Origin of the sequence: Rhodococcus wratislaviensis (assembly GCF_041228765.1) — a bacterium.
In the GTDB taxonomy this organism is placed as follows: Bacteria; Actinomycetota; Actinomycetes; order Mycobacteriales; family Mycobacteriaceae; genus Rhodococcus_F; species Rhodococcus_F wratislaviensis.
This window is the reverse complement of record NZ_CP150490.1, coordinates 70,704-85,553: the sequence shown is the minus strand read 5'-3', so window position 1 is coordinate 85,553 and position 14,850 is coordinate 70,704. Positions and strand designations below refer to the sequence as shown.

The window sequence follows — 14,850 nt, the reverse complement described above, 5'->3', positions numbered from 1 at the left end:
GCACATCGAAGCATCAATCAGTTCGGCGCACACGGGTTCAGCGATGAGGATGACCTTCGCACGCAGATTGACACTCAACCTTGACCTCGCGCTGACCAAGATCGGTGGACAAGCCGTGCCACTGAATGCCGGACGCCTCCGAGGAGGACGCCGTCGCTCGTATCCGATAGTTGAATTCCGTGGGTCCGGAGAACAGCTTGAACAACGCCGCCGATCCCGAGCGATCCCCGCTGCACGTGAAAGTAGCTGTGTGTCAGCGTGATAGGGAACGATCCCGAATGAACCCGTATGCGTCGGTACGAGCAATCTTCCGTGCCTGAACCACGAAAGCGCACGTCACCGATGGTGAAAAGCTGTACAGGTCATCCAGCGCTTAGCTCGATCCCGGATTCTGCATGTTGCGCGGTCATTGTGGCGGGGTGTCCCGTGTGCCTAGGTAGATCGAATAGAACTTCGGCCCGCGTTCGACCTCAACGGCGAATCGGAAGAGGCAGTCCCCGTTCTGCTGGGTAAGCCCTTCGCTCATGAACCCGGTGCCGACCACCACATCGAACTCGTTCTTAACCAGCACTCGCGCACTCTCCTCGAACGAGTTGGCCCGGCTTCGACAGGTAGTGGCTGATAGAGGCAGGTAGTGGCTGATAGAGGAACGCCGTCACCGCGGCGGCTCTCACCGCTGCCGCGAACGGCGTCATAGTGCCGACCGCCGGCTACAAGGTGAGCGACCGACATCGGGTGCAGGCGAGCCGAGCGACTGCTGAGCTCGGCAGATGCCACATGTTCCTTACCTGAGAATCCCCAACTCCCACAGCTGCTCCACCGCACGAACCAGCCAGGCGGTGACTACCGGCGGAAACGGGGACCACATGCTCCAGCTATCCCCCACCAGATGAACGAAACTGTCCATCTCACTCTCCTTTCGGCGAGAGAAGTCCGCGACCGCGTTTTCACGGCGGACGGTATGTGGTCATTCTCCCCAGTGGATCCCGGATTTGATCGGGGTGACCACCATCGACCTGTGGTTCGTACCTGGACTGCGGAATATCGATCGGGGTGAAGCTGTGGGTGCGGTGATGTTCGGCGCCACAGCACGATGATGCGCGATAGTGGCAGGGGTCCGGGCACGGGCCGCTCGATGAAGGAGGTCATCCGGTGTCACTGTCGCTGGCCGCGTTGGCGGACCTGGCCGAGAAAGAGGGCCGTAGCACCGTTGATCTGTTTTCGCCGCGGGTGCGGTTCCAGAGCGTAGGTCACAGTGATCTCGACGCGTGCCTGGACTGGTTCGCCGAACTGATCATGACGGTGGACATCGACGACGCCGACGACGTGGTCGTCGGCTCACTCGACTTCACGGTGATCCGCCTCGGCACCGAGGATCCGATCGCCCCTGTGCCTGGACCAATTCGATGGCGATCACGAGATGCTGGCCGGGTTGTTCGACGGCAATCAACTCGCCGAGCAGGTCGAGGAGCAGTACGAGACTCTGACCGTCGTCACCGAGGCAGTCCTGATCCCGAACATCGCGTTCGTCACCGAACCGCTGCGGGGCCATGACCTGGGGGCGTGGCTGGTGTCGGAGACGATTCATCGGATGCTGCCCACCGGGCTCGTGCTGATGTGGCCCTACCCGGTGCTCACCACCGGCTCCATCCTCGGCGCCGACCCCGACGCGGATCCGGACGCGGATCCGGTGCACATCGCCGCGCTCGACAGCGCCACCGGCCGGCTATCGGACCACTTCGGGCGGTGTGGGCTGACACCGGTCGAATCAGCGCCGTGGGCGCTGGGCATGTCGACCACCTTCGAGGCGCTCCCCGTGGCACGGTCGCGACTCGGTGCGGTCCGCCGCACCACGGTGTCGCTGTCGCTCGATCAGCTTCGGGCCGTTTCCCCGCCACCGGCACCGGACGAGTAACAAAAATCCCCGCCACCTCCGCCCATACAGAGGAGAACGCCGATGCGCACCTTCGTCCATCTGGTCCTGTTCGCGTGCGCCATTGCGGTCGCGATCGGTGCCTTCCTTCCCCTCGCCTGGGGCATTGCGCCGGGCGACGTCGCGGTGATCGATCTGCGCGACGGCTTTCCCACCGCAGTCACCGTCGAGCAGATCGAAAATCAGGCCGTGACCTTCTACAAGTCGATGATGATTTTGCTGCTGGGGGCTGCGGTCTTGCTGCTGGTCGCCGCGCTGGTGGGTTCACGTGCGGCCGGGTGGCTGGGCGTGATCGTGGGAATCGGCACCCTCGCGGTGTTCGGGTGGCGGCTCAATGAGCGTGTCGGCGACTACCTCCGGGACAACTACGACATCGTGCTCACCGATCGCTGGGGGCTGTACCTCGCAGGCGGCGGTCTGATCGTCGCCCTTCTTGCGCTGCTGGTTCCGAGGGAACGACTGACGGCGGCGTGATTTACGCGTCTGATTCGAGGCGGCCGGTCGAGGTGGGTGGTGGATGCTGAACCGCTTCGCAGGTGATGTCGCCGGATGCTGCTAGGTTCATCGGTCAGAGCCGGTTGTTGCACGGCTGACCCCGAGCCGCCGTGATGCCCGCATCATCATTTTCGGTGGCACCCGAGGGCAAGGTCCGCTGGATCTGCGACAGCCGATCCGTCACTGACTGTGGCGGCGGATGCGGGGCGTCGCCCTCGAGTAGTGAGTTGGACCGCCGCGATGACGAAGAATTCCGCGAAGAAGAAGGCCGCCCGCGCTTACCAGGCCACTCACCCCGGAACGACGTTCCCCGAGGCGCTCCGTGCGGTGAGAAGTTCCGCGCCCATCGCTGACGGTGACGGTGCGATCGCTCCTGTGGCTGCGCAGCCCGCTCCATCCCCGGATGAGGACTGGCCGATCGGACGCCTCGTCGAAACGATCTGGGCGATGGACGCGGATGCGAACGGCGGCGTCGACGCCCTGCGGCGGAATCGGCTCGCCGACTGGGTTGCCCGCGCCCGAGCCGTGCACCGGTGCGGGTAGACGGCCGCCGAACCCTGATCATCCGGCGAGCGGGAAGCCGCTGCCTGGATCCTGGACGATCACGACGCGATAGACAGGTTCGACACCACACCGGCAGAGATCGTCACCCGCCTCGGCTACGACATCCAGGCCCGCAGCCGCGGCGAAGCCGAGCACTACTTGAATACCGCCAAGGCCGCCTTCGCGGGCGAGCACGATCCCACCACCGGACCGGCCTCCGGCCAGAACGGACCACGAGTCGTCCGGGACCAGCCGAACACCATCTGGGCAATCCCAGGCCGTCGGTCTTACGCGATCTGGAAGCGCTCGTCGCCGAGCTCGACCTCGACGCGTAGGGCTCCGCCGACGGCTTCGACATACCGGCGCAACGTGTCGATCTGCACACGCTCGAGGTCGCCGTGCTCGATGTTGGACACCCGGTTCTGCCCGACTCCGAGCCGCTCGGCCAGCTGCTTCTGTGTCATCGCCACCGATTCGCGCAGCTCCTGAAGTCGATACGCCCGCACCTGCTCGATCATGCGGGCCTTGCGCGCCTCGACCGCGCCGCGATCGACCGGACGCTCGGCGAGCAACTGCTCGAGACTCTTCGAATCGTGTTCACCTACCTTCCAACTCGTCCAGATGGGCCGCGAAGCGGTCATCGGCGATCGGGATGTTGACCTTGTACCAGCTCTTCCACTGTCCGTGTTGCCGGCAACCAGCAGGATCGCCTTTCGCGCGGGGTCGAACGCAAACAGCACCCGCAGCTGAAGAGCGGCCACTCGACCCCGGCCGCAGTTCCTTCATGTTCTTGTGACGGGACGCCTTCACCGTGTCGACCAGGGGCCGGCCGAGCTGCGGTCCACGCTCCGCAAGTAGCTCGAGTGCGGCCACCACCTGCTCGTACGACGACCGATCCAGTGCCAGCAGCCACTCTTCGACCAGCCCCACCTCTACGGTCCACTTCCCCACCGCGCGAGATTATCACACCTATATGATATCACTTTTGGGTGATAGCTGCAGTTCGAGGGTCCGGCGTGGGATTGCGGGTTGCCGGACGCGGTGCGACCGGCGGAGTTCCGGGTCGTCCCTGGTGAGGTCGGGAAGTAACGAATGACGAGAGCGTGACGACGGCATCGGTGACCCTTCGCCGCGCCGCCGAGCGTGTCCGCGAGCGAACCGCATGAGGGTCCACATGGGAGGAAAGATCCGATGCGACGCCGTACCTCGCACGCCCTACCCGGACGCCGGATGTCGGCCACCACTGTCCTGGTCGGACTGGGTGCTCTCTTCCTCAGCGCGGCGCCGGTCGCGAGCGCAGCGCCCGCGGACACCGCCCTTCCGGTGCCAGTAGTCGGGATCACGACTCTGCCCACGGGATTGCCCAGCCTCGTCTACACGCAGGTGACGGTGCGTACCGACCCGGAGAGGCGGGGTATCACCGAGTTCGTCGGCTACTGCTCCTGCACCGTGCACTGGCGCAATATGTCGACCGGAGTGGGAGGAACCGTGGTCCCGGCGGTCAAGCCGACTCCCGTCGTAACCGGCTGGGGAACCCTGGTTGCCGCCATGACGGTCGACGGCCGGTCCGGCGTTGCCGTCACGGCACTGCCCGGCGCGGGCACCTGGAATGTCCCGTGAGATAGCGGCTTACGTAACCAGCCTGCACGGCGATCAGGGATCACCAGATGGCGAGCTGACCGGTTTCCTGCCGGCGCGATGCTGCCGGGGTGGTGTCCCACCGTTTACGGGACTGGTGGGCGGTCAGGCTGGTGGCTTCGCCGATCTCTGCCCACCCGGCGCCGGCCGCACGGGCGCGAGCAATGTCCTCGGCGAGGTCGAAATGCGCCTGGTGCGCGATCGCGATCCGCACCAGCAACCGTTCCTTCACCGAGTCCGCGGTGTTCCGGCGCGCGTACCAGGCCCTCGAACCCGGCGTGGGAGCGGCCATCACCCGGTCCGCCAGACGTTCGAGCAGCATGTCCGCCTTCTGCGTCAGCAGTTCCGCCGCGTCGGCAATCGCCGCATTCGACACTGCGCTCTCGCCCATACCGCGCAGCGTAGCGACGGGGTACGACACATCCGCCGATGCCGCCGAAGCCGCGCAGTCCCTACCCCCGCGCCACACGGCGCCGGTGGCCACAAGTTCCCGTGGTCCGATCGGGGCGCTGAGCCCAGTACTGTCGTCTGGTCCTTACCGGAGAAGGAGTGAATCTGTGGCACGCAGGGTCGTAGTTGAGATGGTCGACGACATCGACGGCACAGCCTTCGGTGAGGACGGCGAGAGCATCCACTATGCCGTCGACGGCGTCGAGTACGTGATCGACCTGAAAGACGAGCACGCGAAGGAACTCCGAGAGACCTTCGAGTACTACATCGCGCACTCCACCCGGGTCGGCGGCCGCAAGCACCGCTCGGACCGACCAGGCAACCCCACTGCCGGGAAGCGGCCGCGGGACGAAACGAAGAAGATCCGCGCCTGGGCGCTCGAGCAGGGCTACGAGCTCTCCTCCCGCGGCCGTATCCCCACCGAGGTCGAGCAGGCCTTCCACGACGCCCACTGACGGCCTCGAACAGGAGACACAAGGGGGGAGTATGCGTTTCAAAGATGAGCACCCAGACCTGTTTCAGCAACTACACCGGACCCGCAATGCCGGGATCGATCTTGATTCGGTCACGGCCTCTTCGCACGAGATGCTGTGGTGGCGTTGCCCTGTTGGTCACGAGTGGCGAGAAACGCCGCTGCAACGGCGATCGCACGCGACGTGGAAGCAGGGGGATCTCCACGCATGCCTGTACTGCGTAGCTCCTGGCTGCCTCGTCTACAGCTGCGGTCATCGTAGGTTTCGGCGCAGTGAATCCACCTTCCGTGTGCTCGCCCACCCGTGCGACAAGTGTGAGATCACAGAGCACGCACAATTGATTCTCGACGCGCTGGACGATTCGGCCGCGGCCGCGGTCCGCCTTCTCGATGAGAGCCCGTTTTACGCCCAGTTCTGCGGCAAGGCGGCCGAGGTAGTCGAGTGGTGGGACGAGATCTTCCCGCTGGTGGAGGCATATTTCGTTCGCATGGTCAGCGTGTACGCCGCCATCGCGACCGTCGAGCATCGTCCCACGCTGAGCGAGCCGACATCGAGCCTGCTCGGCGCGTGCATGCTGCGCATCCTCGATGCGCTGCCGCAGGACTGCCGCGAGGAGATGCATTCGGCCGTGCCGGAAGATGCCGGGCACTTTCATGACCGGTATCTTCCCGGCCGGCACACTGCCGAGCTCGGATGGGCGCTGAAGAAGCTCGGCTTCGACATCGTCGACACACCCCTACAAGACGACATCGAGCGGCGCGTGCAATTCTGCGAGCAACAGCGCTTCTCCGCGACCGGTGAACTGCCTCCGGACAACCTCGCAGGTAGGCACTATCCCGCCTATATCCACCTGCCTCGGGACCGCGAGAGAGGGTCGTTGTCCGAGCTGCAAGGGTTCCGCCCGAAGCAGCGCCCACCACGGACTACGGCCCTACGGGTCAGGCTCGACGAATCCTCACCCGCCGATACCGGCGACCCCCTCGGCCGAACGCACGTGGGCTACTCTCCGGATCTCACGCCGCAAGAACTGTGGGAGCGCGGACGCGGAGTGTGGAAGTTCCGCGCCGACCACGTCGCCGCCTCGACGATCGTCCTCATGGTCCACGACAAGACGGTTGTCCTGGTGGCCTCGATCACCGGACTCACCGTGCACCGCGGCGGTCTGGCCATTCTCGGTGAGCCGCTTACCGATCACCCCCTCATCGGCAAGCCTGACCCGCTGCATACACCGAACCCCCTTGCCTATGGCGTCATCAATTTCTGACCGGTCGCCCCGTGAGAGTTGGCCGGCGCATCGGAATACCACCCGCTCCGCCGCTGTTGAAGAGGCTGACGGTGGCGCTCATACCCCGGGTACCACACCAGAAAAGTCGCTGCGAGCGACCACTTGCCGAGAGGCGATATGGCGTCACTGTCACCCCCGAGCCGGGTAAGACCTACATTGCGTAGCGTTCTCGACGTAGGGGATGAGGAGGCCGCTGACGCCGGGGAAGGTGTCGGCGGCTTTCCTCTGGCCGGGCTACAGGTCCTCCACCCGAACCGATTGAAAATCGACGTCGAAGCGCCGGCCTTTCAGTGAGGGGTGCCGGAGCCCACCCGCCGTGTGCGCCCTGTAAGCGACGTCCACAACCAGCCGAGGAGTCAGCCACTGAACCCCAGGGAAGGTCTCCGCGGCCGCTGACGGGTCCGTGAGAGGGTGGCCAGGGCGTTCCAGCGGCCGGAAGTCCTCCCGGAGCTGTCGGCGCATCGAGACCGTGAGTCCGCTGGAGACAGAACCTACCTGGACTAACCGTCCTTCCGCGTCGTACGCTCCGAGGATCAGCGCCGCGACAGAACGGCTCGAGCCGACGAAGCCGATCACCAAAACCGAACTGCGAGTACGGATTGCATGCTTGACCCAGGACCGGCTCCGCTGACCCGGAAGGTAGATCGAAGTCGACCTTTTGGCCAAAATCCCCTCCATACCAGCACTTTTCGCGGCATTCAGCATGATTTTGCTGCTCTGATTTTCCCAGAACGGCGGGGCGGTGATGGGCAGGCCACCGACGTCCTGGATGACCGAATCCAGCTCGGCCAGCTCCGACCGCCGCTCCAGATATGACGCTTTCGTGAGATCGTCTCCTTCGAGCGCGAGGACGTCAAAGGGTAAAAATGTCACAGGGATTCGACGCTGCAACGGCTTCGTCGCATGGGCGACCCCCATTCGGCGCTGGAGCAGCCCGAACGAAGGCTTGCCCTGATCGAGAGCTACCAGTTCGCCGTCGAGAACGATGCGGCCGCGGCCACCGAATGCGGCCGTCAATGCCTCGGCGATCTCGGGATACGAGGGTGTCACCACGTTCATGTTGCGGGTCCACAGCACCGGCTCGCGGCCGCCGCCCACCGAGGCCAGCAACCGGCACCCGTCGTACTTCATCTCGAAACTCCATGGCCGTTCCGCCGTGTCGTCCGGAAGCGTGCCGGCCGTGGCCAGCATGGGCACAATCAGCCGCATAGCCCCGATTGTGCCCGTGACCTGGGAGCTACGCAGGTAGAAGGCTCAGGACAGCGCGTCGCCGGCGGCGCGCGATAGGTACAGGGTCAGTGCCAGGAGTTCCACCAGAGAACGATGGGCACCAGCCAAGGTGTCCACACCATCCAGCTCGTTCCCGACCCGTACGGGGGGGATCGGAATCACGGTCATCACCTCCGGGGTTAGTTGAATGGAAGCGACTGCCACCACCTCGTTGCTGCAACCATTGCGTCGACAACAGGCGTGAGCCAGGGGTACCAGAACAAGAGTTCCATCGTGATCTCCTTGGTCGGAAACGGGCTCAGTTGAATGGAAGCAACCCCCTCCTGCGCTGTGTATCGCCTGCCGGAGGCGGATCGGTACAGCTACCCAATGAGTGGGCCCTTTAGGTACAGGCCGAGTGATGGCGGGTTCACCCGCAGATCGCAAAGAGAAACAGGCCGCCACACACGCGCCAATCCGCGGAATACCGCAGATCAGGACCGGGATCGGATCACCGGTCTGGGCAGTGAGTGGCGACCTGTTGCTCGTCGCGGTTGTCAGAGTAGATCGTCCCTCTGACAGGGACGATCAGGACTACGCCGGGACGAGAAACTTCACCGCGACGCTGAAGGCGTATTTTCCTGGGCTGTCCAGTAGGGACTCGATGAGTGCATGGCCGTCCTCATCGATGCTGAGGATTTTGAACTTCGAGACCCCTTGAGGGTGGAGCATCACCGTGTCGCCAGTTGTCACGAGCCAATTCCTCCGTGCCTAAACCGCCGAAAACGCAGGTCAACGGTGGTGAAGAGTATATGCCCCGGCCGGCTTCCCTCCGAGCCGGGGCGCTGTCCACAATACCTCGAGTCGAACGCGTGTGCGAATAGAATGAGGTGGTGAAGTTCGTCGAGGAGGCTCCGGTTCGATGCCCCAACAACCATCTGTTGGTCGGCGGAAATTGCCTTGTCGGCTGGGAGGTCTGCGGCTGTGATGCCGCCGTAGCAACCGGCATGAGCGGGCATCGTTCTCACTACTGCCGGACTTGCGGGCAGACAGTGCGAACCCCGCCCTGTGATGGGGCGCAACCACAAGCCGACCGCTGGTTCACTCCTCCCAAATCCGTCTGACTGCGATTCGTGGCCACGTGATCGCCTGTCGGGGGCAAGCCGTAGACTCGGCTCGTTCTGGAGCATCCCCCCAATTTTGCTTCTGAACATCCCCCCTGTGCCCCGGCGTCACCCCCCGATGCCGGGGCACAACCATGCGCACAGGCGGACGAGAAGATCGAGGAATGACGGAGACGAGGCCAGGTCGGATCCCCGTGGGCGATCCCATCGCGCTTCGCTTCGACCCTGAGACCAAACGCAGGCTAGAGGACATGGCCGAGGGAATCGGGCCGCGCCGGTTCGGGGCGCTTATCCGTGTTGCCTGCCGGCGACTTGTCACCCAACCCAAAGCCGTCGGCAACGGCCTCGCCGAACAGCGTCGACTCTCGGAAGCGCTGCGGGCGATCCCGCTGGTCATGCTCAAGATAAAGCTGGAACCGGATACCGCGCAGAAGTTCTCGGCGCTGGCCGCCGAGCACGACACCACGGTCAGCGCGCTCATGCGGATCGCGCTGCACCGATTCCTCGAAACACCCGGTCGCTACAAGCACCCGATGCTCCGCGAGGCCGATCGCACCGGACTGTCCGACTGGGTCGACGTCATGGTCAACCCTTCCAGCAAGCAGCAAATCTCGAGACTCGCCGGCCGATACGGGGACAAGCTCAACACCGCACTGCTCCGAGTCGCCCTACGACACCTACTCGACGAGCCCGGTGACCTCACCACGGACCTGGAGACCATCGCCCCACTGCGAGACCTCCGGCCCGAAATCTATCCAGCCAGGGCGAATGTGCACTTCGACCCACCACTACGCGACAGACTCGACGCGCTGGCAGAACAGCTCGGCTCCGATCGCGCCGAGTTGATGCGCCTCGCCGCCAAACGCGTGCTCGACGAGCCCGGATTGATCGAGCAGGCCGTGAACAACGAAATCTTCCGCAGCGAGAAGAACCGGAAGCACCTCATGGCCAGGCACGCCCGCCGCCAGGCGCAACGCCACACCCGGCACGACTGATCAAACCGGCCAGCAAGCCGCTGGCCAATTCAACGGGGCGAGTTCCGTTCCCGATGTACCCGCCTCCGGCGGTTACCAGGCCACCTGCGGTGTCCTCCGAGAGGATGCTCCGCTGCGCTCCGCCCTGTTGAAGAGCAATCGTTCTTTTGACCTGCTGGCCTTCCGATTCTGATCGACGGCGGCCGGGGAACAACCCCTGGCGGCGCGAGCGCCGGCCTGGCGGCTCCGAACAAGTTTCCGCGACTCGCAGGCTCCCCGCGAAAACTTCTCCGGCCCAGGGGTTGCACCCCGTCCTGATACCGCCGATCCGACTCTCCCTTGCCAGCAGGGCAAAAAGAACGATCAGGGCGCCGCAGGTGGCCTGATCCGAGCACGGGAGGCATTCCGTTGAGCAACACCATCATTCTCGATTCCGTCTTCGACCCGTTCGACGTCGCGCGCGTGATCTACGCCGAACTCGCCATCCCCACCGATCCGGGGTTCGACGACCTCGACACCGACACCCGCACCGTCCTTCTCGGCATGGTCTTCGACCTCGAACCGGACGACCCGCGCATCCTCGCCGCCCACCGGCCGGTGAACCCGGCCGATTTCGGCCTCACCGCCTGACCCCAAACCCCCATCACCGAAGGAGAAACCCCATGACCCGCAGCACCGACACCATCACCGGCATCACCATCGAAACCGACGGAACCTTGCAGGTCACCGACATGCGCGTGGACGACTTCTGGACCAGCCGCCGGATCACCGATGGGCGCGGCGCGGCCCTGGACGCCGTTCGCGACTATCGCCTCGCCGCCTACCCGATCGGCGGCAACGGCCGACCCGGTATCGCCTGCCTGCTCGCCGGAGCCAACCACCGCTTCGACCCCCGCCAACCCGAGAACGACGCGGCCCGCGCGATCGTCACCCGCTACGGGGCAGGCACCGACATCCCGATCCGGGGTCGGGCCGTCATCCTCGCCGGATGGGAGACCGACCCGCGACCGATCCTCGAGCTGGTCGCTCGCGAGCTGGTCGCGCAGATCAACAACGACCTGTTCACAGCCTCGCCGACGCGGATGCTCCGCACCGCCTGACACCGCCAAAGCCCCACGGAGAAAAAGGAAACACCGGACAGCTGGTACCTGCCCGGTGTTCTCCTCTCACCCTAGGAGAGAGAACACCATGACCGCAAACACCACCGAAATCGCTACCGCCGCACACGCGGAACTGATTTACCTGAACCCGACCGAGGCCGAGATCGAACCCAACACCCGCGACACCGTCGACCCGGTCAAGCTCGCCGAACTCACCGAATCGATCCGCGAACACGGCGTGCTCCAAGCGATCAAGGCCGTCCGCTACGCAGACGGCACCATCCGGGTGCGCGATGGCCAATGCCGCACCCTCGCCAGCCGCGACGCCGGTGTGACCAGCCTTCCCGCCCTGGTCACACCGGACACCGCAACGAGCGACAAGGAACGCGGCATCCAGCGAATCACCCAGCAGATCGTCGCGAACGATCACCGCAACGACCTGACGGATGGGCAGCGCGCGGCCGGTGTCGCGCAGATGCTCGACCTCGGTGCATCGGTCACCAAGGTGTCCAGGGCAATTCAGCTACCCCGCGAGCAGGTCAAGGCGCTCGCCGCCGTCGGCGCATCGGAGACCGTCCGCGAGCGACTCGACCAGGGTCAGCTCTCGCTCGAGCGTGCCCAGGTCGTCGCCGAATTCGACATCGCCGGTGACGAGGACGCCGTCGCCGAACTGCTCTCACCCCAGTGCTGGAACTTCCGTGCCACCGCCGAACGGCTGCGCAGGGACCGTCAGGAACGCGCTGCCCGCGCCGAAGCCGCCGCCCCCTACGCCGAACGCGGCTACGCCATCCTCACCGAGAGCCCCAGCATCCTCGAGCACATCACCCTCGACGACCTGCGCACCACCACCGGTGAGCCGGTCACCGCAGAACACACCACCACCACGCCCGCGCTGTGGGGAGTGTGGGTCGATCTGGACGAAGGCTATTTCGACAAGGAGACCGGCGAGGAAGTCGACGGCGAGACCGTGGACTGGTCGACCGAGGACGACGACGAAGCCCAGCCCGAGGAAGGATTCCGGCACGCGAACACCGTCGAGGCCCGCCCGGTGTGGGTCCCCGAGTACGTCTTCCTCGACCCGGCCACCCTCGACGGCAGTGGTTTCGAGCTGACCGAGACCTCCGCCGCCATTCACGCCGCCAAGACCGACGGCACCACAACTGATGCCGATGCTGCCGACCCCGATGCGCAGGCCATCGAGGCCGCCCGCCGCGAACGCGAACAACAGGAGACCCAGAAGCAGGAGCGCCGCCGGGTAAGGGAGTTGAACAAAGCCTCAGAGGCAGCCACCACGGTCCGCCGCGACTTCCTGCGCACCACCTTGCTCGCCCGCAAGACTCCGCCGAAGAACGCCGCTGCCTGGGTCACCGCCACCCTCGCCACCGACCCGCAGCTCCTCGGTGAGTACCACGCCGGAGATCACCTGGGCGATCTGCTCGGACTCACCGGATTCACCCCCTGCAAGGCCGTCGCCGAGCTGGTCGCCAAGAGCAGTGAAGCCCGCGCCCACGTGCTCACCCTCGCCCTGGTCGTCGCCGCGATGGAAGGACGCATGGTCAAGGACGGCTGGCGGACCCGCCCACGCGGGGCCGCTGCCTACCTCGACATGCTCGCCGCCAACGGCCACGAGCTGACCGACGTCGAGAAAGCCATCGCCGGACAACTCGCCCCCACCGCCATCGACATCGACTGACCACCACCTGGGCCGGGGCGCAACACCAGCGCCCCGGCCCAGAGGGCCGGTCACCGCGAATCTTCGCGGTCGGCCGCATCCCGCGCGGCCCAGCCACGTCCCTCACCTGCCCGAGCGGGGCACGGGATGCGGCCGAGCAGCGGCCACCACGGGCGCCACACCCCAAGTGCACCCGGCCGCCAGGCCCCGAAAAACAAAACTCAAATACGCCACGAAACGAAACGAAACGGATTCTTTCCTGCCGTCCCCGAAATTCTTCTACCGGGCCACGCTCCGCATCAAGGACGCGAAACAAATACTCGCCCGCGGTCGCGCACTCCCTTATATCGCGCGACTATTTGTTTTCACTTTCCCTTGACGCTCCGGTGTACCGGACAGGAACGCGTCCAGTACGACAAGAAGGCGCACACCTGCAGTAATGGGCGCAGGTTGCACGGATCCGGGGTAGCGGATCGCAGATTCGGAGGTGCATATGAAACGCCGAGTGGCGCGTAGAAATTGCACAAATAAAAGGCAGAATATCACCGCATAAGCCTTGGAATAAGTGGCGATATTCGATAAAATGAAATCACTGGAAATGATACTCGGAGGGGAAATCATGACGGTCACCATTTACACCAAACCAGCCTGCATGCAGTGCAACGCGACGCACCGCGCACTCGACAAGGCGGGAATCGACTACACCACCGTCGACATCACCGAAGACCCCAACGCTCGCGAACACCTCCTCACCCTCGGCTACCTCCAAGCCCCCGTCGTCATCGCAGGTGACGACCACTGGTCCGGATATCGCCCGGACCGCATCCGCCGACTGACCGCGGCCTGAAACACCCTCCCGTGTCACCCAGAAGGGACCGACCCGCCATGACCGCAGCACTCGAACTGGTCCACACCCAGGCCACCGACGCCGGACCCGCAGAGTCCATCGAGGCCACCGACCTCGGCATCGACGCCCACGCCGACATCGAGGTCCTGTGCCTGTGCGCACTGCTGTGGGCGCCCACCGACGCCGCTCACCGTGCCGTCGCCGCACTCGACCCCGCCGACTTCCAGCAGCCCATCCACAGAGAGCTCTACACCGTCATCGCCGGCCTGGTCCGCTCCGGTGTTCCGCACGATCCCACCATGGTCGCCGCCGACCTCGAACGCACCGGCAAGTTCGCCGGCCACCACGGACGCCAACGATCCCGGCACCTCGCGAACATCACCACCCGCGGAGCCGACCACATCGCCCTCGACCATTACACCCGCGCCGTCATCTCGCAGGCCTACCGGCGCAGCTTCCGCGCCGCCGCCGAATCCCTCGCCCAAGCCGCCGAACAACTTCCCGAAGACCAACTCTTCGAGCACATGGTCGCTCTCGGCCGCCAACAACGCACCGCCACCCAGCGTCTCGACAACCTCCGGGGAGCAGACCAGTGACCCTCCACGCCGCCGACCCGACCACCGACGACGAGCGCGATGCCTGGCACCTGCACGAGAGCGGACTGTCCTGGGCGCAGGTCGGCCGCGAGATCGGCTGCACCGAATCCGCCGCACGCGCCTTCGCCGCCGCCTACCAGCAGCGCACCGACGCCGCCGCCGACGAGGCTCAGATCAGCCTGTTCTGACAGACCCCCACGGCACTCAACCGGCAGCGCCATGTCCACCGACTACTTCCCAGGACTGCACATGAGCATCGATCACCACGGACAGCACCCCGGCGACAGTGAACTCGCCCTCGACACCACCGAAACCGCCATCCTCGACACCTTCCTCCGGGCTCTCACCCTGCACACCGCGGCCGACGCCATCACCCCGAACGAGTCGTTGATGAGTGCCGCCGCCGGGATGGGGGATGACCGCCGAGTCCGCAAAGGGAACCACAGTCGGCCCCGCTGACGTCGATGCGGCGAGCTGTCCGCTCGCCATCCGATCCACAGGTACGCCCGGT

At 65.2% G+C, this 14,850-nt stretch carries 20 protein-coding genes; 14 read left to right on the top strand and 6 right to left on the bottom strand.

The genetic code is table 11. The features are described from left to right. The first annotated feature begins 1,420 nt into the window (after positions 1 to 1,420). The 3 genes from WKC72_RS41815 (at position 1,421) to WKC72_RS41805 (ending at position 2,971) form a co-directional block, all read left to right on the top strand. A complete protein-coding gene (locus WKC72_RS41815) occupies positions 1,421 to 1,915 on the top strand; it encodes a hypothetical protein (protein ID WP_370185612.1) in 495 nt (164 codons plus the stop codon). Positions 1,916 to 1,957: 42 nt separating this feature from the next. Next, positions 1,958 to 2,407, top strand: a complete 450-nt coding sequence (locus WKC72_RS41810) for a hypothetical protein (RefSeq protein ID WP_370185609.1) — start codon at positions 1,958 to 1,960, stop codon at positions 2,405 to 2,407. A 261-nt stretch (positions 2,408 to 2,668) separates the two neighbouring features. Next, positions 2,669 to 2,971 carry a hypothetical protein gene (locus WKC72_RS41805; protein WP_370185606.1) on the top strand — a complete coding sequence of 101 codons (303 nt, stop codon included), beginning with the start codon at positions 2,669 to 2,671 and terminating at the stop codon, positions 2,969 to 2,971. 18 nt (positions 2,972 to 2,989) lie between these two features. Here the strand turns inward: WKC72_RS41805 and WKC72_RS41800 are convergent, their stop codons facing one another. From WKC72_RS41800 to WKC72_RS41790, 3 genes are all read right to left on the bottom strand, one after another. Beyond that, entirely contained in the window at positions 2,990 to 3,166 is a 177-nt protein-coding gene (locus tag WKC72_RS41800) for a hypothetical protein (RefSeq protein ID WP_370185604.1), read from the bottom strand. Positions 3,167 to 3,258: 92 nt separating this feature from the next. After that, complete coding sequence (locus WKC72_RS41795; protein WP_370185602.1) at positions 3,259 to 3,612, bottom strand: XRE family transcriptional regulator; 354 nt, start codon at positions 3,610 to 3,612, stop codon at positions 3,259 to 3,261. Next, positions 3,569 to 3,922, bottom strand: a complete 354-nt coding sequence (locus WKC72_RS41790) for a type II toxin-antitoxin system RelE/ParE family toxin (protein WP_370185600.1) — start codon at positions 3,920 to 3,922, stop codon at positions 3,569 to 3,571. Before WKC72_RS41790 ends, WKC72_RS41795 begins: the two co-directional genes overlap by 44 nt. Positions 3,923 to 4,162: 240 nt before the next feature. Here WKC72_RS41790 and WKC72_RS41785 point away from each other — a divergent pair, with 240 nt between their 5' ends. Next, positions 4,163 to 4,591, top strand: a complete 429-nt coding sequence (locus WKC72_RS41785; protein WP_370185597.1) for a hypothetical protein — start codon at positions 4,163 to 4,165, stop codon at positions 4,589 to 4,591. 40 nt (positions 4,592 to 4,631) lie between these two features. Here the strand turns inward: WKC72_RS41785 and WKC72_RS41780 are convergent, their stop codons facing one another. After that, on the bottom strand, positions 4,632 to 5,000 hold the full coding sequence (locus tag WKC72_RS41780) for a hypothetical protein (protein ID WP_370185595.1): 369 nt from the start codon (positions 4,998 to 5,000) through the stop codon (positions 4,632 to 4,634). Positions 5,001 to 5,166: 166 nt separating this feature from the next. Here WKC72_RS41780 and WKC72_RS41775 point away from each other — a divergent pair, with 166 nt between their 5' ends. Both WKC72_RS41775 and WKC72_RS41770 read left to right on the top strand, forming a co-directional pair. After that, complete coding sequence (locus WKC72_RS41775; RefSeq protein WP_370185592.1) at positions 5,167 to 5,514, top strand: Lsr2 family protein; 348 nt, start codon at positions 5,167 to 5,169, stop codon at positions 5,512 to 5,514. A gap of 31 nt (positions 5,515 to 5,545) precedes the next feature. Then, the gene (locus WKC72_RS41770) at positions 5,546 to 6,796 is read left to right on the top strand and encodes a zinc-ribbon domain-containing protein (protein WP_370185589.1); all 1,251 of its coding nucleotides are present in this window, start codon (positions 5,546 to 5,548) and stop codon (positions 6,794 to 6,796) included. A gap of 255 nt (positions 6,797 to 7,051) precedes the next feature. Here the strand turns inward: WKC72_RS41770 and WKC72_RS41765 are convergent, their stop codons facing one another. Together WKC72_RS41765 and WKC72_RS41760 are read right to left on the bottom strand one after the other, a co-directional pair. Beyond that, the gene (locus WKC72_RS41765) at positions 7,052 to 8,026 is read right to left on the bottom strand and encodes an ATP-dependent DNA ligase (RefSeq protein WP_370185586.1); all 975 of its coding nucleotides are present in this window, start codon (positions 8,024 to 8,026) and stop codon (positions 7,052 to 7,054) included. 594 nt (positions 8,027 to 8,620) lie between these two features. Next, entirely contained in the window at positions 8,621 to 8,779 is a 159-nt protein-coding gene (locus WKC72_RS41760) for a hypothetical protein (protein WP_370185583.1), read from the bottom strand. 622 nt (positions 8,780 to 9,401) lie between these two features. Between WKC72_RS41760 and WKC72_RS41755 the strand changes: the two genes are divergently transcribed. The 8 genes from WKC72_RS41755 (at position 9,402) to WKC72_RS41720 (ending at position 14,798) form a co-directional block, all read left to right on the top strand. Next, positions 9,402 to 10,145, top strand: a complete 744-nt coding sequence (locus WKC72_RS41755; protein WP_370185580.1) for a CopG family transcriptional regulator — start codon at positions 9,402 to 9,404, stop codon at positions 10,143 to 10,145. 387 nt (positions 10,146 to 10,532) lie between these two features. Further along, positions 10,533 to 10,754, top strand: coding sequence for a hypothetical protein (locus tag WKC72_RS41750; RefSeq protein WP_219453427.1), 222 nt, complete (start codon positions 10,533 to 10,535; stop codon positions 10,752 to 10,754). A gap of 32 nt (positions 10,755 to 10,786) precedes the next feature. Continuing rightward, positions 10,787 to 11,224: a hypothetical protein gene (locus WKC72_RS41745; RefSeq protein ID WP_370185576.1), complete on the top strand. Its 438-nt coding sequence runs from the start codon at positions 10,787 to 10,789 to the stop codon at positions 11,222 to 11,224. An 88-nt stretch (positions 11,225 to 11,312) separates the two neighbouring features. Then, positions 11,313 to 12,917: a ParB/RepB/Spo0J family partition protein gene (locus WKC72_RS41740; RefSeq protein WP_370185574.1), complete on the top strand. Its 1,605-nt coding sequence runs from the start codon at positions 11,313 to 11,315 to the stop codon at positions 12,915 to 12,917. A gap of 598 nt (positions 12,918 to 13,515) precedes the next feature. Next, the gene (gene nrdH, locus WKC72_RS41735; protein WP_005249416.1) at positions 13,516 to 13,743 is read left to right on the top strand and encodes a glutaredoxin-like protein NrdH; all 228 of its coding nucleotides are present in this window, start codon (positions 13,516 to 13,518) and stop codon (positions 13,741 to 13,743) included. A 38-nt stretch (positions 13,744 to 13,781) separates the two neighbouring features. Further along, positions 13,782 to 14,339 (top strand): DnaB-like helicase N-terminal domain-containing protein, encoded by a 558-nt coding sequence (locus tag WKC72_RS41730; RefSeq protein ID WP_370185899.1) that lies wholly within the window; start codon positions 13,782 to 13,784, stop codon positions 14,337 to 14,339. Beyond that, positions 14,336 to 14,527, top strand: coding sequence for a hypothetical protein (locus tag WKC72_RS41725; protein WP_370185898.1), 192 nt, complete (start codon positions 14,336 to 14,338; stop codon positions 14,525 to 14,527). Before WKC72_RS41730 ends, WKC72_RS41725 begins: the two co-directional genes overlap by 4 nt. A gap of 61 nt (positions 14,528 to 14,588) precedes the next feature. Then, entirely contained in the window at positions 14,589 to 14,798 is a 210-nt protein-coding gene (locus WKC72_RS41720) for a hypothetical protein (RefSeq protein WP_370185896.1), read from the top strand. Positions 14,799 to 14,850 lie beyond the last annotated feature (52 nt).